The following is a 26,602-nucleotide window of genomic DNA, read 5'->3' on the forward strand; positions in this document are numbered from 1 at the left end:
ACCCGCCGAAGGCTCCGGTCCCCTCCGGCTCACGGACGGGGCCGGAGCCCGTTCCCTCCCCCTCCGGTTGTCGAAGACGCCGGGCCGGGGGGAGAGGGCCGGTAGGACGCTCGGGAGCGGCGCGACGGTGGAGGAGGGCTGCGTCGGAGGAAAGCCCCTTGCAGGTTGGCCGCCACGCGCCTCGAAGAGCGTCAGATGTGTGGGAACGCCCTCCCCAGCCGCCAGCCGCCAGCCGCCAGCCGCCAGCGACTCGACGCCGGCCGGCGGCCGGGCTCACGAGGGTCCCGCACCCGGTTCCTCGTCCAGCTCCCCGGACAGGGCCTCCGGCGGCTCCTCGTCCGCTGCGAGCGCCGTCGCGGGGTCCTGGGCGGGGCCGCCCACCGGGACCCAGCGTCCGTGCTCCCGCCGGTACGGCCACCAGCGGCCGTCGCGGTCCAGCCGGAGCTGGTGCGGCGCGCCGGCGACGGTCCACCGGTTGGCCCGCGCCCGCAGCGCCGGCCGTGCCTCCCCGTCCCAGGCGGACTCCAGCGCGGCACGCGCGCGTGCGAGTGCGCCGCCCTCCGGCGCCCACTCCTCCTCGAGCACGGACAGGGCGTCCGCGCCCCCGAGCCGCCACGCGCGCACGGCGACGACCAGTTCGTCCCCGTCGCGCCCCGAGCCCTCGCCGAGACGGTGCAGCACTTCCGGGCCGGGAGCACCCGCGGCCAGTCGCACCGCGTCCTGCGGGACGGCCCGCTCCTCGTCCACGGCCTGCCGGCCGTGCCCGTCGCGCAGGGCCTCGGCCAGCAGGCGGTGCGCCTCCGCCGCGGCCCGCGAGGCCAGGAACGTCAGGGCGGCCGGGTCGACCCCCGCCGGTGGCGCCGTGTCGGTGTCCAGGGACGGCGGCGCCCCCGGCCCGTCCCGGAGTTCGGGCGGGGAAGGCAGCGGGGGCAGCATGTGCCCCGCCCCGTAGGCCTCGGCGGCGTCCACGCCTGCCGGACGTGAGGCGGTCTCCCGCGCGGGTGCCCGGCCGTTCGTCCGGAGGGCTTCGAGCACGGCGTCCTCCGTGCGTCCGCGCATCAGCAGCAGTACGAAAGGGTCCTGGTCCAGCAACCGGGCCACCTGGTAGCAGAGCGCGGCGGTGTGCCCGCAGTGGTCCCAGGCCCCGCAGTCGCACTCCGGTTCCAAGTCACCGAGGCCCGGCAGCAGGTCGATCCCGGCGGCCGAGGCATCCTCCACGAGGTGCGGCGGCATGTCGCGGTCCAGCAGCGCGGCGACGTGTCCGGAACGCTCGATCGCCATGTCGGCGAAGCGGTCCCACTGCGCGTCGGACAGCTTCTCGAGCAGGACGTCGGCCCGATGCGCCGTACGGTCCCGGTCCTGGACGACGGCGGTGATACGGCCCGGCCGCACCGTCACAGCGCCGACCGCGCCCGCGCGCGCGAGCCGGCGGCCCGCCTTCACCTGCGCCGTGTCCAGGGCCGCGTCCTCCAGTGCCTTCAGCCAGGACCGGCCCCACCAGGTCTCCGCGAAGCCCCGGCCGTGTGCGGGCGGCAGCGCGGCGAACGTCCGCTCCGTGTCGTCGTACCGTGTCATCGCGTACCCCCTCGAAGTTCGACCAGGTCGGCGAGTTCCGCGTCCGTCAGCTCCGTGAGCGCCGCCTCGCCGGTGCCCAGTACGGCGTCGGCCAGTTTCCGCTTGCGGTTCAGCAGCGCGGCGATGCGGTCCTCGACGGTCCCCTCGGCGACCAGCCGGTGCACCTGCACGGGGCGGGTCTGGCCGATGCGGTGGGCACGGTCGGTGGCCTGCGCCTCGACGGCCGGATTCCACCAGCGGTCGTAGTGCACGACGTGCTCCGCGCGCGTGAGGTTCAGTCCGGTGCCCGCCGCCTTCAGCGACAGCAGGAAGACGGGGACCTCACCGTCCTGGAAGCGCCGCACGAGCGACTCCCGGGCCGCGACGGACGTTCCGCCGTGCAGGAACAGGGACGGCACGCCGCGGGCGGTCAGGTGCTGTTCGAGGAGGCGCGCCATCTGCACGTACTGCGTGAAGACCAGCACACCGGCCTCCTCGGCGAGGATCGTGCCGAGCAACTCGTCCAGCAGCTCCAGCTTCCCCGAGCGGCCGGTGGTCCTCGGCCGGTCCTCCTTGAGGAACTGGGCCGGGTGGTTGCAGATCTGCTTGAGACTCGTCAGCAGTTTCACGATCATGCCGCGTCGCGCCATGCTGTCGGCCCCGGTGATCTCCGCGAGTGCCTCGCGCACCACCGCCTCGTACAGGCCCGTCTGCTCCGCGGTCAGCGACACCGGGTGGTCGGTCTCCGTCTTGGGCGGCAGTTCCGGCGCGATCCCGGGGTCCGACTTGCGCCGGCGCAGCAGGAACGGCCGGACGAGCCGTGCCAGTCGCTCCGCCGCCGCCGGGTCCTGGCCTCCCTCGACGGCCTGGGCGTAGTGCCTGCGGAACGTACCGAGCCGGCCCAGCAGCCCGGGGGTGGTCCAGTCGAGGATCGCCCACAGTTCCGAGAGGTTGTTCTCCACCGGGGTGCCGGTGAGCGCCACGCGCGCGCGTGCGCCGATGGAACGCAGCTGCCGCGCGGTCTCCGAGTACGGGTTCTTCACGTGCTGGGCCTCGTCCGCGACGACCATGCCCCACGGCACGGTGGCCAGCCGTTCGGCGTCCAGACGCATGGTGCCGTAGGTCGTGAGCACGAACGCGCCGTCCGCGAGGCCCTCCAGGTCACGTCGCGAGCCGTGGAAGCGGCGTACGGGCGTGCCGGGGGCGAACCGCTCGATCTCGCGCTGCCAGTTGCCCATGAGGGAGGTCGGGCAGACCACCAGGGTGGGACCGGCGGCGGCCGGGTCGGTCTGCCGGTGCAGGTGCAGCGCGATCAGCGTGATGGTCTTGCCGAGACCCATGTCGTCGGCGAGACAGCAGCCCAGGCCAGACGACGTCATGCGGGCCAGCCAGTTCAGGCCCCGGCGCTGGTAGTCACGCAGCGTGGCGTCGAGTGCGGCGGGCTGTGCGACGGTGTCCTGCGCCTCGGGCTCGGCTAGCCGTTCCCGCAGGTCGGCCAGCCATCCCGTGGGGCGCACCTCGACGCGGTGCCCCCCGACTTCCGCCGAGCCCGTCAGGGCCGCGGCGAGCGCGTGGACGGGCGTGACCTTGTGGTCCTGGCGGGCGCGGGCGCGAAGGGCCTCCCCGGGGTCGACGAGCACCCATCGGTCGCGCAGACGCACCAGGGGGCGGCCGGCCTCGGCGAGCAGCTCCAGCTCCTCACGCGTGAGCCGCTGGTCGCCCAGGGCGAACGACCAGGTGAAGGCGAGCAGGGCGTCGGCGGACAGGAACGACGGGCCGGCGTCGGACGAGGCCGCCCGCGGTGCCGACTCGTCGTCGGGTGGTCCGACCTCCGCGCGGGCGGTCAGGTCATCACGGGCCAACTCCCTCGGCCAGTGCACGTCGACCCCCGCCTCGGCGAGTGCCCGTGAGCCCCTTCCGAGAAGCTCGGAGACCTCCTCGTCGGCGAGCTCCACCGCGTCCGGTACGGCGGCCGACAGCAGCGGCGTGAGCGCGGGCCAGGCCCGGGCCGCACGGCGGAGCGCGAGCAGGACGTCCAGCCGCGCGCGCGTGCCGAAGGCGTCGCCCAGGGTTTCGGCCCACACCTCGGAGGCGTCCGCGACGAGCGCCGGATCGCCCACGCTGTGCACCTGGAGCACTGCCCGGAACGTCGGCCGGGCGCCCTGGGGGGTTGGGGCCGACAGGCCCCGCACCTCGACGCGAAGCGACAGCCGTACGCCCGTGTCGTGTCCCGCGGCGACGTCGGCGGCCCACTCGCGCAGCTCGGGCATCCGCAGGGGCTCCCACGCGGCGTAGGCGGGCCCGGCCGTCACCAGGTCGGCGGCGGGGGAACGCGGCACCGTGTCGGCGACGGCGTCCAGGAAGGCACGTACCAGGCCTTCCGGGTCGGGGAGCCGCACGGGTTCGGCGTCGTCGACCGGGACGGCGTGTGCCTCGGGCGGCATGGCCGCCGCCAGATGACGGATCCGCCCGACGTCGTCGGCGCGCAGCGGACCCGTGCGCCAGGCCTCGTGGTCGGTCGCGGACAGACCGGGCAGCAGCAGCCCGCGTGCCACGAGGTGGAGGGCCTCGACGGCGACCGCGCCCCAGAACTCCGTCGCTCGATGGCCGTCCGCGCGCCGTCGCGCACGGGTGAGAACCGGCAGGGCCGCTCGTACCGGAAGCAGCACCGCCGGTACGTTCGCCGGGTGCACACCGTCGCCGTCGGGCAGTGCGACGGTCACACGGGCCGTGCTGGTGCCCGGAGCGACGGCCGCCAGGGGGGCCTCGCCGTCGGTGCGCCAGAAGGCGACTTCACCGGTGCGGGCGGGATCACCGGGCAGGAAGACGGCACAGCAACGGGCGAGTTCGGAGATCTCGGAGGGTGTCGCCGGGAGAGTGGTCCGTGCAGCGATGATGAGTTCCTCAAATTTGACTAGTCGGAGACGCGATCGCAGATCGTACATGCTTCCTGGGGTCATGGGGTGCGCCTGCGCTGTGACCTGGGTCACTATGCAGGGGCAAGGGTGCTTCTCTCCGGATGTGAAGGCGAACAAAAGAGCCATAAGGTGTCGCCGGACGAAATTGCCGGACGAAATTGCCGGACGGAACCGCCGGACGAGCGCGGTGCGCCCGGTCTCCGGACGGGACCGTCGACGGTGACACGGCGGAGGGCTCGCCGACGGCGTCTCAGGGTCGCGTAGGGGTCCGGCCTCAGGGACCTCTCAGGGGTGCCGTGCGGAACTGCCGGGAGCGCGGGACCGTTTTCAGGACAGAGAGCGGCAGTGGCCGCGAAGGAGGCGACACCATGTCGAAGAACGCCAAGGTTGCCGCAGGAGGCGTGGCGGCCGGGCTCATCCTGTTGATCTGGCTGCCCTGGTGGGCCGCCCTGCTGATAGTCCTGGGAGTCCCGGCCGCCGCGTACCTAGCCCTGGACCCCTCCCAGCGGCGCAGGCTGCGCCGCGGGACGCGCAGGGAGATAGGCCGTTGAGGCGCTGGCGCCTCCTGTAGGCCGGCTCCTCCACGGCGGGAGTCGGCCACGTCGCCGTCCGCGGGCACGCCGATCGGGCGGTCGCGGGTGGCGGGAGACCCCGCTGCGCCCACGCGGTCAGTCCGTCGTGCCGTCGGCCGTGTGGTGCGTGGAAGCGGGAGGAGGCCGGGTGACGCCCGTCGACCTGGGCGCCCGAATCCTCGGACGGCGTCCTGGTGCCGCGGGCCGTGAGACCGGCCCGGTCGGCCAGGGACGGGCCGGGCGGGGATGCCAGGGGGGCCGGGAAGGGAAATCCGCGTGTTCCGGCGATGCTCAGCCTGCACAGACCGGTGCAGGCCGGCTCAGCTCGGCCGTACGGCCAGCCTGTCGAGCGCCTCCAGGAGCCCGGGCAGCGACGGGCCCCGGCCCACCGGCAGTACTTCACCGGGTTCCTCGTCGAGCAGGATGAAAGCGATGTCGTCGGTTCTGGCGACGAGCGACCAGCCGGGACCGTCGGCGCGCAGCGTCCGCGCGTTCCCCGGGGCGAACGACGAGCGGACCCGCCCCAGCGGCGGAGGCGTGTCGACGTAGGCGCGCGCCTCCGCGAGCACACGCCGGACTCCGCCATGCCCAAAGGGCCCGGTACCGGCCCGGTCAGCGGCACCGGCCTGCGCCTTTACACCGGGGCCCGCGGCCTCGTCCGCATCCCCGTCCGCCCTGCCCTCCGGGGTGTCGCCGGCCGAGTCGTCCTGCGGGGAGCCGTGCTCCGCACCGGCTCCACCTCCCGTCGCCGGGAAGTCCGCATCGTCGATCTGGTCCCGCCACTGCGTCCACTGCAAGGCGATCTCGTCGGCTCCCAGACGACGCTGCGCCGGCCCCCACGCCGCGGTGTCCGGCGGCGACAGCGCGGGCTGGTCGGTGGCTTCGGGGCAGGGGTCGTGCGGTGCGGGCACGCCGGGAGCCGTCACGGCGACCGCGAGGGGCCAGCCGGGCAGCGCGGTCACGACCGTACGCTCGTCCGGCGACAGGTCGTACTCCATCCCGCAGTCCCAGGACGCCACGGCCACGGCGACCAGCGAGACGTCGTCGACGACCACGGTCCACCGGGCGCCGTCACCGTCCTGTCCGAGCACCAGTCCGTAGCCGTCCGCCAGCGGCGGGAGACCGAGCGCCGCACACGCCTCCACGTAGTCGTCGCCCAGCACACTTGGGAACTTCGCCGGTGTCAGCAGCACCGCCGTGAGCACGTAGAGCGCATCGTCCGCGGCGGCGACGGCGTCCTCGTCCGTCGGGGCCATCCCGGCCTCCCCCTCTGTTCGTCCGATGGCGCGCACCCTAGTGCGGCCGGGAAGCCCTTGTCACGACTCCCGGACGCACCCGAGCTGCGGTCTTCCGGCTGGACGGGGGGCGAATCGACCACCCGCCCCGGGTGGGAGGGGCAGGCCGCGGGCAGCCCCAGAAGCGCCCGGGCGACGTCCCGCGGCGACCCCTCGCGCTCCCGCGCGAGCGCGACCACGGCCCGGCACGCCAACTCGTTCACTCCGAACGACAGGGCCTCCGGCGACACCCAGCCCGCCGCCTCGTCGACCCCCTCCTGGTCGTCCTCCACGGATGCCGAGACGTAGGCGGCGGCAGCCTCGAAGAGGTTGTGCGCACGGTGCTCCCCTGTCCTCCTCCCTCCGCTCTTCCCCTCCGTGCGCCGAGCGGCGCGGGATCTGCCCCAGGACTCGCGGATCCTGCCGAACAAGCGGACCACCTCCCCTTCCGATTGCCGTGTCCGACGGCCATCGATCTCCCGCTCACCAAAGTAGAGTTGTAGCTTCGACGGCAGAAGAGGACGGGGCACGGTGAAGCGCTTCGAGCGGCTGCGGCAGATCCGCCGGATGGACCCTTACGAGGACGCCTCGGAGATCTATCGACTGGCCTCGGCCTACGAGTTCCCGTGGGACTTCGCCCGTGCGCTGGAGCTGGCGCTCTACCGCACCTACGCCGTCCCGAGCATCGGCCGACTGCTGGCCGAGACGGCGGAGTTCACCCGTCGGACGCAGAAGCGGTACGACGACACGGCGCTGCTGCTCGACGCCGTCGTCGAGCACGGTTTCGGCAGCGAGCAGGGCCGCACGGCCATCCGGCGCATCAATCAGATGCACCGCGCCTACGACATCACCAACGACGACATGCGGTACGTCCTGTGCACGTTCGTCGTGATTCCCAAACGCTGGATCGACGCCTACGGCTGGCGCAGGATGTCGCGCCACGAGACCGTCGCCTCCGCCGTGCACTACCGCACGCTGGGGCGGCACATGGGCATCAGGGACCTTCCCGCGTCCTACGAGGAGTTCGAAGCCTGTCTCGACGCCCATGAGGAGGCCCACTTCGCCTGGGACGAGGGGGCACGCCGGGTCTCCGACGCCACACTGGACCTCATGGCCTCCTGGTACCCCGGCCCCCTCGCGCCGCTCCTGCGCGCCGGGACCCTCGCTCTGCTCGACGAACCCCTCCTTCGGGCCTTCCGGTACCCGGCGCCGAGTCCCGCCGCCCGGGAGATCGTGCGCCGCACGGTACGGTTGCGCGGGCGCGCGGTCCGCCTGATGCCACCGAGGCGCGCACCGCACCACGCCCGGCAGAACCGGGAGATCAAGGGCTACCCGGACGGCTACCAGCTGGCGGAGCTGGGCACCCGCCCGACTCCCGGCGTCCGGGGCTGCCCGGCCCACCACCTCGGGACGTCAGCCGTCGAGTGAAGTGCTCGTGCCGCGCAGCCGACCGAGTCCGAACCGGCGGTCGCGGTCCGGCCGCCGAGCCGTCAGCCCTCGCGCACGGCGAGGGCCAGGAAACGGGCGTCCTCGTCGACGTACGAGGTCATGCGCCATCCGGAACCTGCCAGCAACGCACGGAGACGGGGCTCGGCGCGCAGGTCGTCCGGTGTGATCCGCCGTCCCTGCCGCGCCGCGAGCGCGGCCCTCCCGATCGGATGGAACAGCGCGAGCACACCGCCGGGACGCACGACGCGCGCCACTTCGCGCAGGTTCCGCGCGGGATCGGGCAGGTGCGCGACGAGGCCCGCCGCGAACACGGCGTCGAGCGACCGGGTTCTCATCGGCAGAGCGGCGACGTCGGCCAGCAGCAACCGCCCGTCGCGGTCCCGCCCGGCCCGTACGGCGGCCTGCAGCATGGCGGGCGTCAGATCCGCCCCGACCACCAGGCCCGAGCCACCCACGGCCGCACGCAACGGCGGCAGGGCGCGGCCGGTCCCACAGCCGGCGTCGAGTACGCGGTCCCCCTCCCGCAGGCCCAGCCGGGCGACCGCGGCCTCGTAGGCGGGGCCGTCGTCGGGGAAGCGGCTGTCCCAGTCGGCGGCGCGGGCGCCGAAGAATCGCTGCACGTGTGTGTGGTCGTCGCTCATGCTGCGCATGATTCCTCACGCGCACGGAGGACGTCCCGGTGCGCCCGTTCGCGCGTGACCGTCTCCCCGCCCGGCCCGCGGGCCCACGCCACCGTCGCCACCGCCCGGGGCATCGCCCGGCTGCGGCAGGCGCGACGGGTGGACAGCCAGGTCCGGGCTGCCCGAAACACCATCGTCGCAGCCCTGCGCGCCCGCGCGTCCTCGGCCTCGGCCTCGGCCGGGGAACGCCCATGGTGCTGGGCGAGGCCCGGGGGCGGCTCCCGGGTGAAGAGGTGCTGATCCGGCTCGTCGAGTGCGCCGGGCATATGCACACCGCCCGGCCGCTCGGCTTTGTGGGCCGACCGGACGACGTGTCCGGCCGGTCGGGCCTCAGTCCGCCACGGCCTTCTGAGCCAGGACCTTCTCCGCGGCGACGCGGACGAGAAGCTCGCCCGGTACGCCGTTGCGAGCCCCGAACTCCGCGGCGCGCTCCTCACCCATGTACCGGGCACCGATGCGCTCGGCCCAGTGCCGGAGTTCGGCGAGGTCCTCCGAGATCCGTGCGCGTCCCCGCAGCACGACGAAGCCGAAGGGCGGCCGGTCGTCGTCCACGCACAGGGCGACCCGGCCGTCACGGGTCAGATTGCGTCCCTTCACGGTGTCCTTGCCGGTGTTGAACACCACGTCGTCCCCGTCGAGCAGGAACCAGATCGGTGCCACGTGCGGGCTGCCGTCCGCCCGGACGGTGGAGAGCTTCCCGGTGCGGGTGCCGTCCGTGACGAACGCCCGCCATTCCTCATCGGTCATCTTCTGTGCCATGGCCCCCATCCTCCTTGCCCGGAACACGGGTGTGGTGAAGGCTGGCGGGCAGATCCCCCGGCCAGGGGGAGACCATGCACACGGGGACAACACGGGGAGTTCGGACCATGGTGCACAACCAGGGACTCGGCTGGCTGCTGGACGACCTGACCGGACGCGTGGAACACGTCCGGCACGCGTTGGTGCTGTCCAACGACGGGCTGGTGACCGGAGCGAGTACGGGCCTGCGGCGGGAGGACGCCGAACACCTCGCCGCCGTCTCGTCCGGACTGCACAGTCTGGCCAAGGGCTCGGGCCGCCACTTCGGCGCGGGGCAGGTGCGGCAGACGATGATCGAGTTCGACGACGCCGTTCTGTTCGTCACCGCGGCGGGCTCGGGCAGCTGCCTGTGCGTGCTCAGCGCAGCCGAGGCCGACATCGGGCAGATCGCCTACGAGATGACCCTGCTCGTGAACCGGGTCGGTGAGCACCTCGGCGTGGATGCGCGACAGCCGGGGCGAATATCGCCAACAGAGTCCTGACCTGGGCCTTCGACGATCGGGTGAGGTCGGCCGGAGAGTTTTCCACAGGCTCGCCGCGGATCTCGCGGCAACGGCTACGGTTTTGTGTCAGGCGGGCGCGGACGGCGTCGGCCGCACACTCCACGGGGGAGACGAGCATGTCCGGCAACACCATCGCACACGAGACGACGACCTCCGCGGGCCAGAACGGCACCACCCGCGGCACCACCCGCGACGCGTCTGTGGCGCCCCGTCGAGCGGCACGGGAACTCGGCCTGAGGCACAGCGAGTTCGATCTCGCCGTACACCTCGGCCGCATCCGCACGCTACCCGACGACGGGGGAGGAGGCGGCCGGCGCGTCGCCCGCGACGAGATCGAGCGGACCAGGGCGGAAAAGGGCTTCCCCGACGCACTGCGGGACAGTGTCCGATCCGTCGGGACCACGGAGGGCGCCGCCCTCATGGAAGTGACCAGGACCCGGTTCACCCGCCTCGCACGGCTGGGCCTGCTGGTACCCGTGACGTTCTACGTCAACCGGTACCGCGCCGTCGTCTGGCTCTACCTGGCCAACGACCTGAGGCGGTTCGCGGCCGACGAGAGGAACGCCGCCCTGCTGAAGGGCCGCACGCCGGAGGGGCTGCGGGACCAGTTGACGGAGGGCCTGGACCTGCGCCCCCGCAACTGGCGGGGCCGGCGTCTGGGGTTCCTCCTCCGGCGGGCCGACGACCCGTGGGCCCGGGCCGCGGCCGTGGCGTCACTGCTCGATCCGGTCGAGGTCTCGGACGTCGTCAAGGACCCCTACGAGCGCTCCTACCTGCACCGGTTTCGCCCGGTGCCGCCGTCCCACGGTTCACCCGGCTCCCCGGCGGCACAGCTCGCCGAGGAGATCGCGACGGCGGCCGACCCGGACGAGATCCACTGGCTCCGCACCGACCTGGCGGGCGCGATGGACACCGCTCGGCGCCGGCGTCCGGCGCCCCGCCCGGAACCCGGGGGACACGCGCACCAGCCGGCACCGGCGACCCCGCGGCCGCACGAGCACCGGCGGGCGGCACACGCGGTTCCTCACCCGTCACCGACCCCGCCCGGGCCGTCACCGAGCCCCCGGGAGACCGAGGCACCCGGACGGTTCCGCGGTCTGCTCGGTCGGCTGTGGCGCAGAGACTCGTGACCTACAGCGCCCGGAACAGCCCTTCCTGCACGACGGACACCAGCATGCGCCCCTGCGTGTCGTAGATCCGGCCCCGGGCCAGCCCCCGCCCGCCGGTCGCGATGGGCGACTCCTGGTCGTACAGGAACCACTCGTCCGCGCGGAACGGCCGGTGGAACCACATGGCGTGGTCCAGCGACGCCATGTCGAAGCCCCGCGGACCCCACAGAGGCTCCACGGGAATGCGCACGGCGTCCAGGAGAGTCATGTCGCTGGCGTAGGTGAGGGCGCAGGTGTGCACGAGCGGGTCGTCACCCAGCGGCCCGACGGCACGCATCCATACGGCGCTGCGGGGCTCGGCGTTCTCGACCTCGTCGGCGCTCCAGCGCAGTCGGTCCACATAGCGGATGTCGAAGGGCTGGCGGCGGGCCATCCGCTCGAACTGCTCGGGCAGCGCGCCCAGGTGCTCCCGCACCTCGTCGGTGACCGTGGGCAGCGACTCGGGGTCCGGGACCTCGCGGGCCGGCGGCAGCTGGTGCTCGAAACTCCCCTGCTCGGGCTTGTGAAAGGAGGCGGTGAGCGTGAAGATCGTGCGGCCCTGCTGCACGGCGGTGACCCGGCGCGTCGTGAAGGACCGCCCGTCCCGGTCCCGTTCGACCTGGTACACGATCGGCACGCCCGGGCGTCCCGGGCGCAGGAAGTACGCGTGCAACGAGTGCACCGGGCGGTCGCCGTCGGTGGTGCGCCCGGCGGCGACCAGCGCCTGGCCGGCCACCTGGCCGCCGAAGACCCGCTGCAGCGACTCCTCGGGGCTGCGGCCGCGGAAGATGTTGACCTCGATCTGCTCCAGGTCGAGCAGGGACACGAGGCTCTCGGCCGGATTCGTCATCGGTGGGATTCTCCTGTGCTCACAGCTGGCCGACATCGGTCACGCGGACGACCGCCCGGCCCTCCGCGTCGGAGGCCGTGAGGTCGACCTGCGCGCTGACGCCCCAGTCGTGGTCGTCGTTCGGGTCGTCGAAAATCTGCCGTACACGCCACAGACCGTTCTGCGGCTCCTCCTCGATCACCAGCAGCTTGGGGCCGCGGGCGTCGGGACCGGTGCCGAGGTCGTCGTACTCGTCCCAGTACTTGTCCATGGCCTCGCCCCATGCGTCGGCGTCCCAGCCCGCGTCGCCGTCCATCTCGCCCAACGCGTCGACCTGGTCCAACGCGGCGAGTTCGACACGGCGGAACATGGCGTTGCGGACCAGTACCCGGAAGGCGCGCGCGTTGGCGGTGACCGGCCGCACCTGGTCGGCCTTCTCCTGCGCCTCCTCGGCGGTCATCTCCTCCGGGTTGGCGAGCTGTTCCCACTCGTCGAGCAGGCTGGAGTCGACCTGGCGCACCATCTCACCGAGCCACTCGATCAGGTCCTGCAGGTCGTCGGACTTCAGGTCGTCCGGGACGGTGTGGTCGAGGGCCTTGTACGCGCTCGCGAGGTAGCGCAGCACGATGCCCTCGGTGCGGGCCAGTTCGTAGTGGGAGACCAGCTCCGTGAAGGTCAGCGCCCGCTCGTACATGTCGCGGATGACCGACTTGGGCGACAAGGGGTGGTCACCGACCCAGGGGTGGCTCCTGCGGTACGTGTCGTACGCGTGGAAGAGCAACTCCTCCAGGGGCTTCGGGTACGTGATGTCCTGGAGGCGCTCCATGCGCTCCTCGTACTCGACGCCGTCCGCCTTCATCGCGGCCACGGCCTCGCCGCGCGCCTTGTTCTGCTGGGCGGCGAGGATCTGCCGCGGGTCGTCCAGAGTGGACTCCACGACGGACACCATGTCGAGCGCGTACGACGGCGACTCCGGGTCCAGCAGCTCGAACGCGGCCAGGGCGAACGTGGACAGCGGCTGGTTCAGCGCGAAGTCGTGCTGCAGGTCCACCGTGAGACGGACGATGCGTCCCTCGGCGTCCGGCCGGTCGAGCTTCTCGACGATGCCGCCGTCCAGCAGCGAGCGGTAGATGGCGATCGCCCGCCGGATGTGCCGGATCTGCTGCTTGCGCGGCTCGTGGTTGTCCTCCAGCAGGTGCCGCATCGCCGCGAAGGCGTCGCCGGGCCGGGCGATCACCGACAGCAGCATGGTGTGCGTGACCCGGAAGCGGGACGTCAGCGGCTCCGGCTCGGAGGTGATGAGCTTGTCGAACGTGCTCTCCGACCAGGCCACGAAGCCTTCGGGTGCCTTCTTGCGGACGACTTTCCGCCGCTTCTTCGGGTCGTCACCGGCCTTGGCGAGCGCCTTCTCGTTCTCGACGACGTGCTCGGGCGCCTGGGCGACGACGAAGCCCTCCGTGTCGAAGCCCGCGCGCCCGGCCCGGCCGGCGATCTGGTGGAACTCCCGGGCCCGCAGTGTGCGTACCCGGCTGCCGTCGTACTTGGTCAGGGCGGTGAACAGTACGGTCCGGATGGGGACGTTGACGCCCACACCGAGCGTGTCCGTTCCGCAGATCACCTTCAGCAGGCCGGCCTGCGCCAGCTTCTCCACCAGCCGCCGGTACTTGGGCAGCATGCCCGCGTGGTGGACACCGATGCCGTGCCGGACGTAGCGGGAGAGGTTGCGGCCGAACTTCGTGGTGAAGCGGAAGTTGCCGATCAGCTCGGCGATCCGCTCCTTCTCCTCACGCGTGCACATGTTGATGCTCATCACCGCCTGCGCCCGCTCCACGGCCTGCGCCTGCGTGAAGTGCACGATGTAGACGGGTGCCTGCCGGGCGGCCAGCAGATCGGTGAGCGTCTCGGTGAGCGGGGTGAAGCGGTATTCGTAGGAGAGCGGCACGGGCCGGGTGGCCGAGCGGACCACCGCCGTGGGACGGCCGGTGCGGCGCGCGAGGTCCTTCTCGAAGAAGGAGACGTCTCCGAGGGTGGCCGACATCAGGACGAACTGGGCCTGCGGCAGTTCCAGCAGGGGAATCTGCCAGGCCCAGCCGCGGTCCGGTTCGGCGTAGAAGTGGAACTCGTCCATGACGACCTGGCCGATGTCCGCGTGCTTGCCGTCACGCAGCGCGATCGACGCCAGCACCTCGGCGGTGCAGCAGATGACCGGGGCGTCGGCGTTCACCGAGGCGTCGCCGGTCAGCATGCCGACGTTCTCGGTGCCGAAGATCTTGCACAGCTCGAAGAACTTCTCCGACACCAGCGCCTTGATCGGAGCCGTGTAGAACGTGACCTCGTCCCGGGCCAGCGCGGCGAAGTGGGCGCCCGCCGCGATCATGCTCTTGCCGGAGCCGGTGGGTGTCGACACGATCACGTTCGCGCCGGAGACCACCTCGATCAGCGCCTCCTCCTGATGGGGGTAGAGCGTGAGACCGCGTTCCTGGGCCCACGCCTCGAAGGCTTCGTACAGGGCATCGGGGTCGGCGGTCCGCGGCAGCTGATCGATGAGGGTCACGCCCCCATCTTGCCTGGCCTCGGCCGCGATGGGGGAATCGGCTGTCCGTGTGAAGATCACGAACGTTACGCTGGGTCGCCGGCGATGCATCAGCGGGCCCGGACAACTGCACAGCGGCACACGAGGAATGGGGCGGACAACGGCGATGATGGGACCAGCACACTCACTCTCGGGTGCCGCGGCGTGGCTCGGCGTCGGAGCGGCGACCGCCGCCGCGGGGCACGCGATGCCCTGGCCGGTGCTGCTCGCCGGAGCCCTGATCTGCGCCGGAGCGGCGCTCGCACCGGACCTCGACCACAAGGCGGCCACCATCTCCCGGGCCTTCGGGCCCGTCTCACGGGGGCTGTGCGAGATCGTCGACAAGCTGTCGTACGCCGTGTACAAGGCCACGAAGAAGCAGGGCGACCCGCGGCGCTCCGGCGGGCACCGGACGCTGACGCACACCTGGCTGTGGGCGGCCCTGATCGGTGCGGGCGCCTCGGTGCTGGCCATCACGGGGGGCCGCTGGGCGGTTCTGGCGATCCTCTTCGTGCACATGGTGCTCGCCATCGAGGGTCTGCTCTGGCGGGCCACCCGCGGCTCCAGCAGCGACGTCCTGGTCTGGCTGCTGGCCGGGACCAGCGCCTGGATCCTCGCCGGGATACTGGACGGACCGGACGGCGGCTCGGGCTGGCTGTTCACCGCGCCGGGTCAGGAGTACCTGTGGCTCGGGCTGCCGATCGTGCTCGGAGCCCTGGTCCACGACATCGGGGACGCGCTGACCGTCTCGGGCTGCCCGATACTCTGGCCGATACCGGTGGGCCGCAAGCGCTGGTACCCCATCGGCCCGCCGAAGGCCATGCGCTTCCGGGCCGGCAGCTGGGTGGAGCTGAAGGTGCTGATGCCGGCGTTCATGCTGCTCGGGGGAGTGGGCGGCGCGGCGGCCCTCAACTTCATCTGAGGGCCCCGGCCGGCTCAGCCCGGCCCGTCCGCGCTCTGCCCCTCGCCTCCGCCGTAGCGCCGCTCGAAGCGGGCGACACGGCCTTCGGAGTCCACCGTCCGCGCCTTGCCCGTGTAGAAGGGGTGGCTCCCCGCGGAGATCTCCACGTCGACCACCGGGCACGTCTCGCCGTCGTCCCACGCGATGGTCTGGTCGCTGGTGGCGGTGGACCGGGTGAGAAAGGCGTACCCGGCACCGCGGTCACGGAAGACGACAGGCTGGTACTCGGGATGCTTGTCCTGCTGCATGGCTCCTCCTCGTACGGCGCGGATCATCGGGACGGCGGCGGGGGAACGCCGCGACGGGTGGCGTCAGCCGGGCAGGGAGTCCTCGTCCACGACGTGCATCGCGGCCTCCTCGGCGGAGGCAGCCGCGCCGTCGATCCCCACGTCCAGGGCGACGAGGGCCGGCTCCTCGTCCTCGTGAGCCCCCTCGTCGGGTGCCACGAGCCGGCCCGAACGGTCCGCACCGACCTCGTTGTCCAGCAGTTCCCCGTCGGTGCCGTCCAAGTCGCCCAGTCCGTCGCCGTCGGGTGCGAACACGTCCGGCCGCTCCTCGGCGAGCCGCTGCTCCAGCGTCTCGCCGCGATGACGTTCGGCTGCCGTCACGCCGGTGTGCTCCACTGCCCAGGGGCGCTCCGGAGGGGACCAGCCCCGGTCCAGCGGGTCGTCGACACCGTCGTTCTCGAGGGTGTCCTCGCCGTCGAGCAGACCGGTGTCCTCCCGCTGCTCGGATCCGTCGGGCTGGTAGACGTCATCTCCCCATCCGTCGGCGCTGTTCACGGGTACCTCCAGGGGGTGGGGGCGGGCCCCTTGTCACCGTGGACCGCGGCGGGCCGCCGCTGCACGGGGCACAGGCGTTACCCGTCGGGGAACCGCCCTGTTATCGGGCCTGCCCCGAGCCGGTGCCTTCTCCCAGCCTTCCACTCCCCTTCGGGACCGCGCAACGGCACGGCCGTCGACCGGGCAACCGGCTCCCCCGGCCCGCCGTCACGACCAGCGGCCGTCCCCACCGCCCGGGCTCCGGTCCCGCCCGAGTGCTTTCTGCCCGCTCCGACCGGCCCTTTCCCCGGGGCCCACCGGGGCACGCGTCCTCCACCCGGGGCAGGCCGCCGACGGTCGACCGCCACCCCGGGCAATCGCCGACTGCCGCCCCGGTCGACCGCCGACCGCCGACTGCCGCCCGGCCGACTGCCGACCGCCGACTGCCGCCCGGCCGAGCGCCGGCCGCGCCGGCCGCGGTGGGTCGAGCGCCCACCGTCCGGCCCGGTCGACGGTCGGTTCCGACCGCGACGACCGGCGCCCGGCCGAGTTCCGTCCGGCTGCCGCCGTCCGGTCGGGGCTGGACCGCCGGTCACGGAGCGGGTGAGGAGTCCCGGCCCGCTTCCGTGGGCGACGCCGGAGCCGTGGTCACCCGTGCCACGAACGCCAGAGCGCCGCGTAGGCACCGTCCGCGGCGACCAGCTCGTGGTGGCTGCCCACTTCGCTGATCCGCCCCTCCTCCACGACGGCGATGACGTCCGCGTCGTGGGCGGTGTGCAGACGGTGGGCGATCGCGACGATCGTGCGACCGCCCAGGACCCTGGCCAGCGACCGTTCGAGGTGGCGGGCCGCCCGGGGGTCCAGCAGGGACGTCGCCTCGTCCAGCACCAGGGTGTGCGGGTCGGCCAGTACCAGGCGGGCGAGCGCGATCTGCTGGGCCTGGGCCGGAGTGAGTGCGAAGCCGCCCGAGCCGACCTCGGTGTCCAGCCCCTCGTCGAGCCCGCGGGACCAGTCGTCCGCGTCGACCGCGCCCAGCGCCGCCCACAGCTCGGCGTCGGTGGCGTCGGTCCGGGCGAGGCGGAGGTTGTCGCGCAGGGAGCCCACGAAGACATGGTGCTCCTGGTTGACGAGGGCGACATGCGAGCGGACGGCCTCGGCGGGCATCCGGGACAGCTCCGCGCCGCCCAGGGTGATCCGGCCGTCGCGGGGGCCGTAGATGCCGGCCAGCAGTCTGCCCAGCGTGGACTTGCCGGCGCCCGAGGGGCCGACCAGTGCGAGCCTCGTGCCGGGTGCGACCTCCAGCGACACCTCGCGCAGGACGTCCACGCCCTCGACGTAGCCGAAGCGCACGCGGTCGGCGTGCACGTGCCGTCCGTCGGGGGTGAGCGCGGGGTCGCCGGCGTCCGGCTCGATGTCCCGCACGCCCACCAGCCGGGCCAGGGACACCTGTGCCACCTGGAGCTCGTCGTACCAGCGCAGGATGAGGCCGACCGGGTCGACGAGCATCTGCGCCAGCAGGGCCGCCGTGGTCAGCTGACCGACCCCGATCCAGCCCTGCAGGACGAACACACCGCCGATCAGCAGGACGGAGGCGAGCACGGTCACATGGGTGACGTTGATGACCGGGAAGAGCACCGACCGCAGCCAGAGCGTGTAGCGTTCCCAGGCCGTCCACTCCGCGACCCGGCGTTCCGACAGCGCGATGCGACGGGCGTCGAGGCGGTGGGACTCGACGGTGCGCCCGGCGTCCACGGTCTCGGCGAGCGCGGCGGCCACGGCGGCATACCCGGCGGCCTCCGAGCGGTAGGCGGAGGGCGCCCGCCGGAAGTACCAGCGACAGCCGACGACCAGCAGCGGTACCGCGAGCAGGACCACGGGTGCCAGCGGGGGCGCCGTGACCGCGAGCCCGCCCAGCAGCAGGACCACCCACACGGCACCGATCGCCAGCTGGGGTACGGCCTCGCGCATGGCGTTGGCGAGCCGGTCGATGTCCGTCGTGATCCGCGAGAGCAGATCACCCGTGCCGGCCCGTTCCAGCACGCCCGGCGGCAGCCCGACCGACCGCACGAGGAAGTCCTCGCGCAGATCGGCCAGCATCCGCTCACCCAGCATGGCCCCGCGCAGCCGCACCTCCCGCACGAACACGGCCTGGACGACGAGCGCGAGCACGAACAACGTGGCGGTGAGCCCGAGGTGCAGCTCACGGGTGTCGTCCGACACCCGCTCCACCAGTCCGCCCAGCAGGTAGGGGCCCGCCATCGAGGCGATCACCGCGACGGTGTTGACGCAGACGAGGAAGAGAAACGCCCGGCGGTGCCGGCGCAGCAGTTCCCCCGCGTACGCGCGTACGGTCGCGGGGGCCCCGACGGGCAGAGTGCTCGCCGTCGTCGGGGCGGCCGGGTCGTACGACGGTGGCGCGACGCCGATCATGCCGTCTCCTCGATCTCTTCCAGTCGGTGCAGTACGTCGTCGTCGTCGACCGGGACATCGCCGTCCGGGGTCGTGGTCCTGCCGATTCCCTTGGCGAGGTTCCCGCCGCGGGCGTTCGCCGGCCGGCCCCCGGTAGGTGCCCCGTTCCGGTGCGCCGCGGTCTCCTCGTCGGTCTCGCGGGTCACCACCGCCCGGTACCGGGGCTCGGTGTGCAGCAGTTCCCGGTGGGTGCCGACCGCCGCGACCTCGCCGTCGTGCAGGAACACGATCCCGTCCGCACGGTCCAGCAACAGCGGCGACGAGGTGAACACCACCGTGGTGCGTCCGGCCCGCAGCGTCCGCACGCCGTCCGCGATCCGGGCCTCGGTGTGCGAGTCCACGGCGGACGTCGGCTCGTCCAGGACGAGCGCCTCCGGGTCCGTGACCAGGGACCGGGCCAGTGCCAGCCGCTGTCGCTGTCCGCCCGAGAGCGAGCGCCCCCGTTCGGTGATGCGGGCGTCCATCGGGTCGTCGGCGTCCAGCGAGCCCTGCGCGAGCGCCGCCAGCACGTCACCGCACTGGGCCGCGGCGAGCGCGTCCTCGGCGGTGACCGCGCCGGAGGCGGGCACGTCGAGCAGCTCCCGCAGTGTGCCGGAGAGGAGCACCGGGTCCTTGTCCTGGACCAGCACGGCGGTGCGGGCGGACTCCAGCGGCAGTTCGTCGAGCGGTGTCCCGCCGAGCGTGGCCGACGCGCCCTGTTCCGGGGGGTGCCCGCCGAGCCGTTCCGCCAGCCGTCCGGCCGCGTCCGGGTCGCCGCACACCACGGCGGTGAACCGGCCTGCCGGCGCGAGGAGTCCGGTGGCCGGGTCGTACAGGTCCCCGGCCGGTACCTCGGCGGCGCGTGTCCCCGCCGTGTCGGTGGCCCGTTCCAGGGCGAGCACCCGCGCGGCCCGGCTGGCCGAGGGCCGGGAGAAGGAGTACGCCATGGCGATCTCCTCGAAGTGCCGCAGCGGATAGGTGAGGATCATGACGGAGCTGTAGACGGTGACGAGTTCGCCGACGCCGATGCGCCCCTCGCGGGCCAGGTGGACGCCGTGCCAGACCACCACGACCAGCAGCAGCCCCGGCAGCAGTACCTGGATCGCGGAGATCAGGGACCACATCCGGGCGCTGCGCACGGCCGCGTGGCGCACCTCCTGCGAGGCGCTGCGGTAGCGGTCCAGGAAGAGTTCCTCGCCGCCGATGCCCCGGAGGACCCGCAGTCCGGCGACGGTGTCGGAGGCGAGTTCGGTGGCGCGGCCGGCCTTCTCGCGCTGGACGTCGGCCCGCCGGGTGGCCCGCGGCAGCAGGGGCAGGACAGCGAGGGCCAGCACCGGCAGGCCCAGGATCACGACGACGCCGAGGGCCGGCTCGTAGACGACCAGGGCCACGCAGACCAGCACGATCGTGAGCGCGGCCGCGGTGAAGCGGGAGACGGCCTCCACGAACCAGCCGATCTTCTCGACGTCACCGGTGGAGACGGCCACGACCTCGCCCGCCGCGACCCGGCGGGTCAGCGCCGAGCCGAGCGCCGCGGCCTTGCGGGCCAGCAGTTGCTGGACGCGGGCCGCCGCGGTGATCCAGTTGGTGACGGCGGTGCGGTGCAGGAAGGTGTCGCCGAGCGCGTTGCCGGCACAGCACAGCGCCAGGAGACCGCCGGCGAGGGCGAGCCGGGTGCCGGAACGGTCGACGACGGCCTGAATGGCGAGACCGACGCAGAAGGGCAGGGCGGAGACGGAGGCGAAGTGCAGCATGCCCCAGGCCAGCGACTTGAGTTGTCCTCCCAGCTGGTTGCGGAACAGCCACCACAGGAATCGGTGGCCCGAGCGCGCGTCCGGCACGCCCGGGTCGGGATACGGAAGGTCTTGGATCTGCATGACGTCCCAGTGGCTCGTGTCAGGGGGTGCCGTTGCGATACGGCGGCATGAGGCTGCAAACCGTGCAAGGTTCGCGTCGCGGCGTTCCCGAAATCAAGCGGTTTTCCGCGATGGGGTGCGAATCCGGTGTCCGCGGTGGGGTGCGATGCCGGTGTCCGCGGTGGGGCGCGAAGGTGGGGCGCGGAATTCGGCTGCCGTCCTTCGTGCCCGTGCCCGTGCCCGTGCCGCGCCGTCCCGCCGCCGGTGCGACCATGGACCGATGCGGAGTGGTGGTGCACGGCGTAGGGCGGTCGCCCTGGCGGCCCTTGGTTCCTTGCTGGCGACGTTGTCCGCCTGCGGCGGCCCGTCCGGGCACGACGCGGGTCCCGGGGCGGCTTCCGGGGCGGGCGGACCGGTAGACGGCGGGGCAGGGCGCAGTGGCGCCGCCGCCGTATATCCGACGCGGATTCCCGGCGTCGGTGACCGCCTCCAGCGGCTCGTGCCCGCCGACTCCCGTCAGGTCGTCGCGGTGTACGGCGAGGGCAGGGACTCCGCCGAGTCCACGGTCGTGCTGTACACGAAGCGGGGTTCCGGCTGGCAGCGTGCGCGCAGTTGGGCGGCGCACAACGGCACGAAGGGGTGGACGACCGACCACCACGAGAACGACCGGCGCAGCCCCGTCGGCGTGTTCACGCTCAGCGACGCGGGTGGTGTCCTCCCCGACCCCGAGCCGGCTCCCGGTGCCGGGCTGCCCTACACCCGGTCCGCCTCCTTCGCGGCGCCGAGGTGGTGGGACGAGGCGTACTGGCACGACTTTGACTACGTCATCGCCATCGACTACAACCGGGTCAAGGGCACTGCGCCGAACGACCCGACCCGCCCCGAGGGCGCGTCCAAGGGCGGCGGGATCTGGCTGCACATGGACCACGGAAGCGGTACGTCGGCCTGCGTGAGCCTGCCCAAGCCGGCCATGGAGTACCTCCTGCGCACACTGGATCCCGGTCGGCACCCGGTGGTGGTCATGGGGGACAGGGCACACCTGCGGGCCTGAGGAGACGTGCCCGGGTCACCGGCCGCCCCGGCCGCTCTCCGGGATGCCGGGCCCGTCGATCAGCGTGTCCAGCAGCTCGCCCAGCACCGCGCGCTGTCCGTCCGTCAGCGGCGCCAGGATCTCCTCCGCGGCACAGCGGCGCGCGCCGTGCAGCTCGCGGAGGGCTCCGTGTCCGTCGTCGGTCAGTTCGATCCGGATCACCCTGCGGTTCGCCGGGTCCGGGACACGACGTACCTTTCCGGCGGCCTCCAGCCCGTCGACCAGCGTCGTCACCGCCCGGGGCACCACCTCCAGGCGCTCGGCCAGATCGGCCATGCGGGGCGGTGAGCCGTAGTGCGCCAGCGTGCGCAGCAGCCGGGACTGGGCCGGTGTGATGCCGAGGTCGCGGTGCTCGAGGTGGCGCTTCTGGATGCGGTGCACCCGGCGGGTGAGCCGCAGCAACTGCTCGGCGAGCGGGCCGTCGGTATCGGGGGCGGTCATGCGGGAACAATATCAGGATAACGTTCATTGTGAGTATAGGTAACAATGAGCTATGATCCGCAAGATCCGCATCCCGTCGCGGTGCGTCGACGTTCACGGACGTTCGTCACTGTTCATGGACGTACATGGGCGTTCGCCAACGTTCATCGAGGCCCGTCGGGGCCCGGTGACCCGCGGGTTCACCGGCCCCACCCCCTGTCGCCCCCGTAGGAGCCCATGCATCCCGACCACGAGTCCGCCTGGACCGCACCCGCCGAGGCGAAGGAACAACCGCGGCAGGTGCGCCGTATTCTGCGACTCTTCCGCCCCTACCGCGGCCGGCTCGCGATCGTCGGCCTGCTCGTCGGTGCCGCGTCGCTCGTCTCGGTCGCCACGCCCTTCCTGCTGAAGGAGATCCTCGACGTCGCCATCCCCGAGGGGCGCACCGGCCTGCTGAGCCTGCTCGCTCTCGGCATGATCCTCGGCGCCGTCCTCACCAGCGTCTTCGGCGTCCTGCAGACGCTCATCTCGACGACCGTCGGACAGCGGGTCATGCACGACCTGCGCACCGCCGTCTACGGCCGGCTGCAGCAGATGTCCCTCGCCTTCTTCACCCGCACCCGCACCGGCGAGGTCCAGTCCCGCATCGCCAACGACATCGGCGGCATGCAGGCCACCGTCACCTCCACGGCGACCTCCCTGGTCTCCAACCTCACCGGCGTGGTCGCCACGATCGCCGCCATGGTCGTCCTCGACTGGCGCCTCACCGTCGTCTCGCTGCTCCTTCTGCCGGTGTTCGTGTGGATCAGCCGCCGCGTCGGCCGGGAACGCCGGAAGATCACCACCCGGCGCCAGAAGCAGATGGCCGCGATGGCCGCCACGGTCACCGAGTCGCTCTCCGTCAGCGGCATCCTGCTGGGCCGCACCATGGGACGCTCCGACTCGCTCACCCGCGCCTTCGCCGACGAGTCCGAGAGCCTGGTCGACCTGGAGGTCAGGTCGAACATGGCCGGTCGCTGGCGGATGGCCGTCATCACGATCGTCATGGCCGCCCTGCCGGCCGTCATCTACTGGACCGCCGGCATCGCCCTCCAGCTCGGCGGCGCCGGCGTCTCGCTCGGCACGCTCGTCGCCTTCGTCTCGCTCCAGCAGGGACTGTTCCGTCCGACCGTGAGCCTGCTGTCGACCGGCGTCCAGATCCAGACCTCGCTCGCGCTCTTCCAGCGGATCTTCGAGTATCTCGACCTGCCGATCGACGTCACCGAACGGGAGGACCCCGTCCACCTCGACCACATCAAGGGCGAGGTCCGGTTCGAGAACGTCGAGTTCCGCTACGACGGCAAGGCGGCCCCGGTCCTCGACGGCATCGACATCACCGTCCCCGCGGGCAGCAGTCTCGCCGTCGTCGGCCCGACCGGCGCCGGCAAGTCCACGCTCGGCCATCTGGTGCCCCGGCTGTACGACGTGACGGGGGGCCGGGTCACCCTCGACGGGACCGACGTGCGCGACCTCGACTTCGACACCCTCGCCCGCGCGGTCGGCGTCGTCTCGCAGGAGACGTACCTCTTCCACTCCTCGGTCGCCGAGAACCTGCGCTTCGCCAAGCCGGACGCCACCGACGCGGAGCTGGAGGCGGCGGCGCGCGCGGCCCAGATCCACGACCGCATCGCCGCCCTGCCCGACGGCTACGACACGGTCGTGGGCGAGCGCGGCCACCGCTTCTCCGGGGGTGAGAAGCAGCGCCTGGCCATCGCCCGCACCATTCTGCGCGACCCGCCGGTCCTCGTCCTCGACGAGGCGACCAGCGCCCTGGACACCCGCACCGAGGCCGCCGTGCAGGACGCGATCGACGCCCTGTCCGCCGATCGCACCACCATCACCATCGCCCACCGCCTGTCCACCGTCCGGGACGCCGACCGCATCGTGGTCCTCGATTCCGGGCGCCTGGTCGAGCAGGGCACGCACGGGGAGCTGCTGTCGCGGGAGGGGAGGTACGCGGCCCTGGTGCGGCGGGACGCCCGACTGGAGCCGACAAGATGACGATATGCCAGGTTTGCGCGCAGATGGGGGTTACCGTGCCCGCATGCAGACGAACACTCCGCCACGCAGTGCGAGAGGCACCAGGAGAACGATCCGACTGACGCGCCGGGGCCGCATCGCCCTGATCGTGACCGGCGCCGTCGTCGCCGGTACCGCCGTGGCGGTGCCGCTGCTGACGACGGACGACGAGGGCGAGTCGCGCCCCGCGTCCCTCGTGATCCCCGAGGGCTGGCGAGCGGCCCAGGTCTACGAGGCCGTCGACAAGACCCTCGCCCTGCCCGTCGGCACCACCAAGAAGTCCCTGGCCAAGGCCGACCTCAAGCTGCCGAACGACGCGGAGGGCAACCCCGAGGGCTACCTCTTCCCGGCGACCTACCCCCTCGGCGAGGCCCCCACCCCGGAGAAGCTGCTGACGGCCATGGTCGACACGGCGAACGAGAAGTTCACCGGCGCACCCGTCGCCGCGGGCGCCCAGCGCAACGCGCTGAACGTCTACCAGGCGGTCACCATCGCCAGCATCGTGCAGGCCGAGGCCGCCACCAAGGAGGACATGGGCAAGGTGGCCCGGGTGATCTTCAACCGGCTGGAACGCGGTATGCCGCTGCAGATGGACTCCACCATCAACTACGCCCTGGGCCGCTCCACCCTGGCGACCACCACGAAGGACACCCGGATCGACAGCCCCTACAACTCGTACCAGCGCATGGGTCTGCCGCCCACTCCCATCGACAACCCGGGCGACGAGGCGCTGCGCGCCGCGATCAACCCGACGCCCGGCGACTGGCTGTACTTCGTCACGGTCAAGCCGGGCGACACCCGTTTCACGGCCGACTACGCCGAGCACCGGAGCAACGTCGCCGAGTTCAACCGCGTCCGGCAGGACGCCGCCGAGGACGACCGGGCCACGTGACCGGGCGGGGCGTCACGCGGCTACCGGCTCCCGCCCGGCCAGCAGCCGCCGGATGTCCCGTACGGCTGCCCGTCCCGCCCGGTTGGCGCCGATGGTGCTGGCCGACGGCCCGTAGCCGACGAGGTGGACCCGAGGATCGGCGACCGCACGCGTCCCCTCGACCCGGATGCCGCCGCCCGCCTCCCGCAGCCGCAGCGGCCCCAGGTGGCCGATGGCGGGCCGGAACCCGGTCGCCCACAGGATGACGTCGGCTTCCACGCGCCGCCCGTCGCTCCACTCGACCCCCTCGGGCGTGATCCGGTCGAACATGGGCTGCCGGTCCAGTACACCCGACTCCAGGCCCGCCCGGATCGCGTCGTTCAGCGGCAGCCCGGTCACCGACACCACGCTCCGGGGCGGCAGCCCCTGCCGCACCCGTTCCTCCACGAGCGCCACCGCCGCCCGGCCCGCGTCCTCGTCGAAGGGCCCTTCGCGGAAGACGGGGGGCCGCCTGGTCACCCACGTCGTGGCCGCGGCGTAGGGGGCGATCTCCAGCAGATGCTGCGTTCCCGAGGCGCCCCCGCCCACCACGACCACACGCTGCCCGGCGAAGTCCTCGGGACCGGCGTACCGCGCGGTGTGCAGCTGCCGTCCCCGGAAGGTGTCCTGCCCCGGACAGTACGGCCGGAAGGGGCGGTCCCAGGTGCCGGTCGCGTTGATCAGCGCCCGTGTCGACCAGTCCCCGGCCGATGTCTCGACGAGCAGGCGCCCGGCCGCCCCCTCGCGCACCGCACGCACGTCCACGGGCCGGCGCACCCGCAGGTCGAAGGCCCGTTCGTACGCGGCGAAGTACGCCCCGACCACCTCGGCGGACGGCCGCCCCGGATCCGCGCCGGTCAACTCCATGCCCGGCAGCGAGTGCATCCCGTGCACCTTCCCGTACGTCAGCGACGGCCAGCGGAACTGCCAGGCGCCGCCGGGCCCGGGGGAGTGGTCGAGCACCACGAAGTCGCGGTCCGGCTCCCACCCGGTGCGGCGCAGGTGATGGGCCGCGGCGAGCCCCGCCTGACCGGCACCGATGACGACGACCTCGACCTCACGCGTGGTGTTCACGCCTGTGCCAACGAAGCCGGGGGGCCCTGTCTTCCCCGAACCGTCCAGCCTGATCACCGACCCGGTGCTCCCGCGCCGGCCCACCGCGTACGTCAGGATGGGAGGCATGTCAGATGCCTTCACCACCCGAGTCCTGAACCTCGACACCGGCTCGGCGGAGCGGGTCGCCGACATCACCGGCGACTGCGAGTCCTTCCTGCGCGAGGCGGCCGCCGGCCGCGACGGCCTCCTCAACGTCTTCGTACCGCACGCCACCGCCGGGATCGCGATCATCGAAACCGGCGCGGGCAGCGACGACGACCTGCTGGCCGCCCTGCACACCCTGCTCCCCGCCGACGACCGCTGGCAGCACCGCCACGGCAGCCCCGGCCACGGCCGCGACCACGTCCTGCCCGCCTTCGTACCGCCGCACGCGACACTGCCGGTGATCGGCGGACGGCTGGAGCTGGGGACCTGGCAGTCGGTGTGCCTGGTGGACACCAACGTCGACAACGACCGCCGTCAGGTTCGGCTGAGCTTCCTCGGCTGACCGGGATCGCTCAGCGAGGCCGTGCCGCCGGTTCTCCGTACCCCGCGCGCGAGCTCTGCGCGCGCGAACGGAGAGGAGCGGGTGCGGTACGGACCTCAATGCGCTCGAACGCCCCTACGACGGATGCGGTACGTGCCTGCCGGGAGTGGGGCGGGCGTTTCGCCCCCCACAAACAACAAAACCCCCGCAAAAGGGGAG

General features: G+C 72.7%; 22 protein-coding genes and 1 pseudogene. 9 read left to right on the top strand and 14 right to left on the bottom strand.

Annotated elements, in window-relative coordinates:
- Positions 1-273 precede the first annotated feature (273 nt).
- Complete coding sequence (locus ACVV2G_RS27935; RefSeq protein WP_453845541.1) at positions 274-1,575, bottom strand: SWIM zinc finger family protein; 1,302 nt, start codon at positions 1,573-1,575, stop codon at positions 274-276.
- Positions 1,572-4,499 (bottom strand): DEAD/DEAH box helicase, encoded by a 2,928-nt coding sequence (locus ACVV2G_RS27940; RefSeq protein WP_453845542.1) that lies wholly within the window; start codon positions 4,497-4,499, stop codon positions 1,572-1,574. The genes ACVV2G_RS27935 and ACVV2G_RS27940 overlap by 4 nt, the downstream gene beginning before the upstream one ends.
- A 341-nt stretch (positions 4,500-4,840) precedes the next feature.
- Between ACVV2G_RS27940 and ACVV2G_RS27945 the strand changes: the two genes are divergently transcribed.
- On the top strand, positions 4,841-5,023 hold the full coding sequence (locus ACVV2G_RS27945) for a hypothetical protein (RefSeq protein WP_453845543.1): 183 nt from the start codon (positions 4,841-4,843) through the stop codon (positions 5,021-5,023).
- 341 nt (positions 5,024-5,364) lie between these two features.
- Here ACVV2G_RS27945 and ACVV2G_RS27950 read toward each other — a convergent pair whose 3' ends face one another.
- Together ACVV2G_RS27950 and ACVV2G_RS27955 are read right to left on the bottom strand one after the other, a co-directional pair.
- Positions 5,365-6,300 (bottom strand): hypothetical protein, encoded by a 936-nt coding sequence (locus tag ACVV2G_RS27950; protein WP_453845544.1) that lies wholly within the window; start codon positions 6,298-6,300, stop codon positions 5,365-5,367.
- 146 nt (positions 6,301-6,446) lie between these two features.
- A pseudogene (locus ACVV2G_RS27955) lies at positions 6,447-6,749 on the bottom strand (hypothetical protein); the annotation flags it as partial.
- A 100-nt stretch (positions 6,750-6,849) separates the two neighbouring features.
- Here ACVV2G_RS27955 and ACVV2G_RS27960 point away from each other — a divergent pair.
- Positions 6,850-7,746 carry an oxygenase MpaB family protein gene (locus ACVV2G_RS27960; RefSeq protein WP_453845545.1) on the top strand — a complete coding sequence of 299 codons (897 nt, stop codon included), beginning with the start codon at positions 6,850-6,852 and terminating at the stop codon, positions 7,744-7,746.
- A 62-nt stretch (positions 7,747-7,808) separates the two neighbouring features.
- Here ACVV2G_RS27960 and ACVV2G_RS27965 read toward each other — a convergent pair whose 3' ends face one another.
- Positions 7,809-8,408: a class I SAM-dependent methyltransferase gene (locus ACVV2G_RS27965; protein WP_453845546.1), complete on the bottom strand. Its 600-nt coding sequence runs from the start codon at positions 8,406-8,408 to the stop codon at positions 7,809-7,811.
- A gap of 369 nt (positions 8,409-8,777) precedes the next feature.
- Entirely contained in the window at positions 8,778-9,206 is a 429-nt protein-coding gene (locus ACVV2G_RS27970) for a PPOX class F420-dependent oxidoreductase (RefSeq protein WP_453845547.1), read from the bottom strand.
- Between the two features lie 107 nt (positions 9,207-9,313).
- Between ACVV2G_RS27970 and ACVV2G_RS27975 the strand changes: the two genes are divergently transcribed.
- Positions 9,314-9,727: a roadblock/LC7 domain-containing protein gene (locus tag ACVV2G_RS27975; RefSeq protein ID WP_453845548.1), complete on the top strand. Its 414-nt coding sequence runs from the start codon at positions 9,314-9,316 to the stop codon at positions 9,725-9,727.
- 137 nt (positions 9,728-9,864) lie between these two features.
- The gene (locus tag ACVV2G_RS27980; protein WP_453845549.1) at positions 9,865-10,878 is read left to right on the top strand and encodes a DUF6397 family protein; all 1,014 of its coding nucleotides are present in this window, start codon (positions 9,865-9,867) and stop codon (positions 10,876-10,878) included.
- Position 10,879: 1 nt separating this feature from the next.
- Here the strand turns inward: ACVV2G_RS27980 and ACVV2G_RS27985 are convergent, their stop codons facing one another.
- The gene (locus tag ACVV2G_RS27985) at positions 10,880-11,746 is read right to left on the bottom strand and encodes an acyl-CoA thioesterase (RefSeq protein WP_453845550.1); all 867 of its coding nucleotides are present in this window, start codon (positions 11,744-11,746) and stop codon (positions 10,880-10,882) included.
- A gap of 19 nt (positions 11,747-11,765) precedes the next feature.
- Entirely contained in the window at positions 11,766-14,279 is a 2,514-nt protein-coding gene (locus ACVV2G_RS27990) for a DEAD/DEAH box helicase (protein WP_453845551.1), read from the bottom strand.
- Between the two features lie 145 nt (positions 14,280-14,424).
- Between ACVV2G_RS27990 and ACVV2G_RS27995 the strand changes: the two genes are divergently transcribed.
- The gene (locus ACVV2G_RS27995; protein WP_453845552.1) at positions 14,425-15,219 is read left to right on the top strand and encodes a metal-dependent hydrolase; all 795 of its coding nucleotides are present in this window, start codon (positions 14,425-14,427) and stop codon (positions 15,217-15,219) included.
- 14 nt (positions 15,220-15,233) lie between these two features.
- Here ACVV2G_RS27995 and ACVV2G_RS28000 read toward each other — a convergent pair whose 3' ends face one another.
- The 4 genes from ACVV2G_RS28000 to ACVV2G_RS28015 all read right to left on the bottom strand — a co-directional run bounded on the left by ACVV2G_RS28000 (position 15,234) and on the right by ACVV2G_RS28015 (position 20,344).
- The gene (locus tag ACVV2G_RS28000; RefSeq protein WP_453845553.1) at positions 15,234-15,506 is read right to left on the bottom strand and encodes a type B 50S ribosomal protein L31; all 273 of its coding nucleotides are present in this window, start codon (positions 15,504-15,506) and stop codon (positions 15,234-15,236) included.
- A 63-nt stretch (positions 15,507-15,569) separates the two neighbouring features.
- The gene (locus ACVV2G_RS28005) at positions 15,570-16,040 is read right to left on the bottom strand and encodes a DUF5709 domain-containing protein (protein ID WP_453845554.1); all 471 of its coding nucleotides are present in this window, start codon (positions 16,038-16,040) and stop codon (positions 15,570-15,572) included.
- A 627-nt stretch (positions 16,041-16,667) separates the two neighbouring features.
- On the bottom strand, positions 16,668-18,449 hold the full coding sequence (locus tag ACVV2G_RS28010; RefSeq protein WP_453845555.1) for an ABC transporter ATP-binding protein: 1,782 nt from the start codon (positions 18,447-18,449) through the stop codon (positions 16,668-16,670).
- A complete protein-coding gene (locus ACVV2G_RS28015; protein ID WP_453845556.1) occupies positions 18,446-20,344 on the bottom strand; it encodes an ABC transporter transmembrane domain-containing protein in 1,899 nt (632 codons plus the stop codon). The genes ACVV2G_RS28010 and ACVV2G_RS28015 overlap by 4 nt, the downstream gene beginning before the upstream one ends.
- Before the next feature lie 259 nt (positions 20,345-20,603).
- Between ACVV2G_RS28015 and ACVV2G_RS28020 the strand changes: the two genes are divergently transcribed.
- On the top strand, positions 20,604-21,374 hold the full coding sequence (locus ACVV2G_RS28020; protein WP_453845557.1) for a L,D-transpeptidase family protein: 771 nt from the start codon (positions 20,604-20,606) through the stop codon (positions 21,372-21,374).
- A gap of 15 nt (positions 21,375-21,389) precedes the next feature.
- Here the strand turns inward: ACVV2G_RS28020 and ACVV2G_RS28025 are convergent, their stop codons facing one another.
- Positions 21,390-21,854, bottom strand: a complete 465-nt coding sequence (locus ACVV2G_RS28025) for a MarR family winged helix-turn-helix transcriptional regulator (protein WP_453845558.1) — start codon at positions 21,852-21,854, stop codon at positions 21,390-21,392.
- Between the two features lie 216 nt (positions 21,855-22,070).
- Here ACVV2G_RS28025 and ACVV2G_RS28030 point away from each other — a divergent pair, with 216 nt between their 5' ends.
- Positions 22,071-23,873: an ABC transporter ATP-binding protein gene (locus ACVV2G_RS28030; protein ID WP_453845559.1), complete on the top strand. Its 1,803-nt coding sequence runs from the start codon at positions 22,071-22,073 to the stop codon at positions 23,871-23,873.
- Between the two features lie 43 nt (positions 23,874-23,916).
- Positions 23,917-24,783 (top strand): endolytic transglycosylase MltG, encoded by an 867-nt coding sequence (gene mltG, locus ACVV2G_RS28035; protein ID WP_453845560.1) that lies wholly within the window; start codon positions 23,917-23,919, stop codon positions 24,781-24,783.
- A gap of 12 nt (positions 24,784-24,795) precedes the next feature.
- Here the strand turns inward: mltG and ACVV2G_RS28040 are convergent, their stop codons facing one another.
- Positions 24,796-25,875: an NAD(P)-binding domain-containing protein gene (locus ACVV2G_RS28040; RefSeq protein ID WP_453845561.1), complete on the bottom strand. Its 1,080-nt coding sequence runs from the start codon at positions 25,873-25,875 to the stop codon at positions 24,796-24,798.
- 106 nt (positions 25,876-25,981) lie between these two features.
- Here ACVV2G_RS28040 and ACVV2G_RS28045 point away from each other — a divergent pair, with 106 nt between their 5' ends.
- The gene (locus ACVV2G_RS28045; RefSeq protein ID WP_453845562.1) at positions 25,982-26,404 is read left to right on the top strand and encodes a secondary thiamine-phosphate synthase enzyme YjbQ; all 423 of its coding nucleotides are present in this window, start codon (positions 25,982-25,984) and stop codon (positions 26,402-26,404) included.
- Positions 26,405-26,602: the final 198 nt, after the last annotated feature.

This window comes from Streptomyces sp. JK94, assembly GCF_053613315.1.

Excerpts from the sequence above, each read along its gene's own strand:
- ACVV2G_RS27935 (WP_453845541.1), bottom strand. The coding sequence starts at position 1,575 with ATGACACGGTACGACGACACGGAGCGGACGTTCGCCGCGCTGCCGCCC.
- ACVV2G_RS27940 (WP_453845542.1), bottom strand. The coding sequence starts at position 4,499 with ATGTACGATCTGCGATCGCGTCTCCGACTAGTCAAATTTGAGGAACTC.
- ACVV2G_RS27945 (WP_453845543.1), top strand. The coding sequence starts at position 4,841 with ATGTCGAAGAACGCCAAGGTTGCCGCAGGAGGCGTGGCGGCCGGGCTC.
- ACVV2G_RS27950 (WP_453845544.1), bottom strand. The coding sequence starts at position 6,300 with ATGGCCCCGACGGACGAGGACGCCGTCGCCGCCGCGGACGATGCGCTC.
- ACVV2G_RS27965 (WP_453845546.1), bottom strand. The coding sequence starts at position 8,408 with ATGAGCGACGACCACACACACGTGCAGCGATTCTTCGGCGCCCGCGCC.
- ACVV2G_RS27970 (WP_453845547.1), bottom strand. The coding sequence starts at position 9,206 with ATGGCACAGAAGATGACCGATGAGGAATGGCGGGCGTTCGTCACGGAC.
- ACVV2G_RS27975 (WP_453845548.1), top strand. The coding sequence starts at position 9,314 with ATGGTGCACAACCAGGGACTCGGCTGGCTGCTGGACGACCTGACCGGA.
- ACVV2G_RS27980 (WP_453845549.1), top strand. The coding sequence starts at position 9,865 with ATGTCCGGCAACACCATCGCACACGAGACGACGACCTCCGCGGGCCAG.
- ACVV2G_RS27985 (WP_453845550.1), bottom strand. The coding sequence starts at position 11,746 with ATGACGAATCCGGCCGAGAGCCTCGTGTCCCTGCTCGACCTGGAGCAG.
- ACVV2G_RS27995 (WP_453845552.1), top strand. The coding sequence starts at position 14,425 with ATGATGGGACCAGCACACTCACTCTCGGGTGCCGCGGCGTGGCTCGGC.
- ACVV2G_RS28000 (WP_453845553.1), bottom strand. The coding sequence starts at position 15,506 with ATGCAGCAGGACAAGCATCCCGAGTACCAGCCTGTCGTCTTCCGTGAC.
- ACVV2G_RS28010 (WP_453845555.1), bottom strand. The coding sequence starts at position 18,449 with ATGATCGGCGTCGCGCCACCGTCGTACGACCCGGCCGCCCCGACGACG.
- ACVV2G_RS28015 (WP_453845556.1), bottom strand. The coding sequence starts at position 20,344 with ATGCAGATCCAAGACCTTCCGTATCCCGACCCGGGCGTGCCGGACGCG.
- ACVV2G_RS28020 (WP_453845557.1), top strand. The coding sequence starts at position 20,604 with ATGCGGAGTGGTGGTGCACGGCGTAGGGCGGTCGCCCTGGCGGCCCTT.
- ACVV2G_RS28025 (WP_453845558.1), bottom strand. The coding sequence starts at position 21,854 with ATGACCGCCCCCGATACCGACGGCCCGCTCGCCGAGCAGTTGCTGCGG.
- ACVV2G_RS28030 (WP_453845559.1), top strand. The coding sequence starts at position 22,071 with ATGCATCCCGACCACGAGTCCGCCTGGACCGCACCCGCCGAGGCGAAG.
- mltG (WP_453845560.1), top strand. The coding sequence starts at position 23,917 with ATGCAGACGAACACTCCGCCACGCAGTGCGAGAGGCACCAGGAGAACG.
- ACVV2G_RS28045 (WP_453845562.1), top strand. The coding sequence starts at position 25,982 with ATGTCAGATGCCTTCACCACCCGAGTCCTGAACCTCGACACCGGCTCG.